2 protein-coding genes are annotated in these 2,652 nt (G+C 67.6%); both read right to left on the bottom strand.

What is annotated here, in order from left to right:
- On the bottom strand, nucleotides 1-810 hold an 810-nt coding region (locus tag MAAFP003_RS28815; protein ID WP_133160899.1), incomplete at its 3' end, for a PPE family protein.
- Between the two features lie 193 nt (nucleotides 811-1,003).
- Nucleotides 1,004-2,611: a PPE family protein gene (locus MAAFP003_RS28810; RefSeq protein ID WP_096291470.1), complete on the bottom strand. Its 1,608-nt coding sequence runs from the start codon at nucleotides 2,609-2,611 to the stop codon at nucleotides 1,004-1,006.
- Nucleotides 2,612-2,652: the final 41 nt, after the last annotated feature.

Genomic DNA, 2,652 nt, shown 5'->3' with positions numbered 1-2,652 from the left:
CGCCGCGGGGTTTTCCTGCAACAGCGTGCCGAACCGCTGGAAATCGCTGAAAAGCTCGAGGGCTCGAACCACCCACCAGAGGATGTCGCCCGGGTTCGTGTAGTCGTCGAAGGGCACTCCGTTCAGCGTCCCCTCGACGGGATCCCAATCGAGTCCGAACAGCCGCAAAATTTGGGCGAGCAACTGATTGAGCGGACTGTCGAAACCGTGGTCGTGGCCCTCGTGATCGTCGCCCTCCTCGTGGTCGTGGTCGTGCTGGGCGGCGGCCTCGGATCGCAGGATCTGCGGTGCCGGCTCGGTCTGCGGCGTAGCCGCCACCGCCGCGGTCGAAACGGCCTGGTAGGTCGTCATCGTGACGGCGGCCTGCACCCACATCCGCGCGTAGTCGGCCTCGTTGACCGCAATCGGAATCGTGTTGATGCCAAAGAAATTCGTCGCCATCAAAGCACCATGGACCGCATGGTTAGCGGCCAGCTCGCCCACGGTCGGCATCGCCGACAACGCCGCGGCGTACGCCGTGCCCGCCGTCTCATGCGCTGTGGCCGCGGCGGCACTGTGCGCGCTGGCCTGGGTCAACCACGCCAAATACGGGCCGTGCGCGGCCACATACGACTCGGCGCTGGGACCCTGCCATGCCCCGGCCTGCGTCGAGGCCAGAACCTCGCTGAGTTCGGCTGCAGCCGAAGCGTATTCGACGCTCATCGAACTCCACGCCGCCACCGCCGCGAACAAAGATGCGGGCCCCGGGCCGCTGCTCAGCAACACGGAGTGCACCTCCGGCGGTGCGGCCATCCACATCGGCGCCGTCATGCTAAGCCGCCGCCGACAACCAGATACGACGAATCTGACACAACAACGCCAGCTGGCATCACGGCAACTCCTCGGCTGAGGGGACTGGAAAGTTGCCCAGGAGCCTACTGAAAATGATTGTCGTTATCAATGCAGCCTCGGCCGAAGCGATCACTCCGCCGATACGGTCATCACCATTACCGTGGCCGTGAGATTACCTACCGTCCTGTGGCCCTTCCCTTTCTGCCGCGGCACCATTTCCCGCATCCCACGTGCCGGGCACCATCGGCAGCTTTGGGCCACCGCCGAATTCGTCACCGGCCAGCGTCGCCAACCCCGTCGCGCCGGGGCTTTGCTTGCGCACGGTACCCGCGAAACCCAGGTTTGCCGCGCCCCGATCCGACGCCGTCGTCGCCGGTTCCGCCCAGTCCGGGTCGACGTCGACGTTCATGTCCATGTACTCGTCGCCGTAGCCGAGCCGCCGTTGCCTCTGGCCCCGCCGCGACCGGGCCGCGTCCCGAGCCAACCCCGCGGCGGTGGCAGCAGCCGAATCAGGCTCCGGCGACTTCCTTTTCGCGGCCGCCGCAGCGGCCGCGCTCATTCCCGAACCCGCACCGATGCCTGGCGGCGCGACGAAATAAGGCGGCACAAAACCCGGCCCCGACGGAGCCGGCGGCGCGGGCGGCGCCGGACTGGCCGCAGTACTGGCCGTGGCAGTCGGCGCGGGCGCGGGAGCCGAGGCAGGGACCGCAGTCGGCGCGACGATCGGGGTCGACCCGAGCGCCGGCACCAGCCCGGGCGGCGGCGGCGCGGGCGGCGCCGGCACGACGGGCGGCGCAGGGATCCCGGCCAATCCGGCCAGACCGGCCAGGCCACCGACGGCCCCGAGCGGGGCAACCGCCGCAATGATCGGAACGAGTAGCAATTGGGGCGTGCTCGACAGCCAGCTGGCGATCTCAGCAATGTGGGTAGGCCAGTCGACCGACTCGAGGAAGGCGATGTACTGAAAAGCCAAGGCAGGATTTGTCTGCAGGTACTCGCCGAACTGCTCAAAATCCTCCAGCAGTTCCAGCGCGCGAACTACCCAGAAGATCAGCTGGCCCGGGTTGGTGTATTCGTCATACGGAATGCCGTTGACGGTCGCTTGGCCGGGATTCCAATCGATCCCGAACCACCGCAGAATCTGGGCAAGGAACTGATTGAACGGGTTGTCGACGGAGGGGTCGGGGAACTCCTCGTCGTCACCGCCGTCGTCCTGGGCGACCGGGGCTGCTGCGACGTCCGCGCGCAGGATCTGCGGTGCCGGCTCGGTCTGCGGCGTAGCCGCCACCGCCGCGGTCGAAACGGCCTGGTAGGTCGTCATCGTGACGGCGGCCTGCACCCACATCCGCGCGTAGTCGGCCTCGTTGACCGCAATCGGAATCGTGTTGATGCCAAAGAAATTCGTCGCCATCAAAGCACCATGGACCGCATGGTTAGCGGCCAGCTCGCCCACGGTCGGCATCGCCGACAACGCCGCGGCGTACGCCGTGCCCGCCGTCTCATGCGCTGTGGCCGCGGCGGCACTGTGCGCGCTGGCCTGGGTCAACCACGCCAAATACGGGCCGTGCGCGGCCACATACGACTCGGCGCTGGGACCCTGCCATGCCCCGGCCTGCGTCGAGGCCAGAACCTCGCTGAGTTCGGCTGCAGCCGAAGCGTATTCGACGCTCATCGAACTCCGCGCCGCCACCGCCGCGAACAAAGATGCGGGCCCCGGGCCGCTGCTCAGCAACACGGAGTGCACCTCCGGCGGTGCGGCCATCCACATCGGCGCCGTCATGCTAAGCCGCCGCCGACAACCAGATACGACGAATCTGACAC

The sequence above is a fragment of the Mycobacterium ahvazicum genome (genome assembly GCF_900176255.2).
Classification (GTDB): Bacteria; Actinomycetota; Actinomycetes; order Mycobacteriales; family Mycobacteriaceae; genus Mycobacterium; species Mycobacterium ahvazicum.
This window is presented reverse-complemented; position numbering and strand designations above follow the sequence as displayed.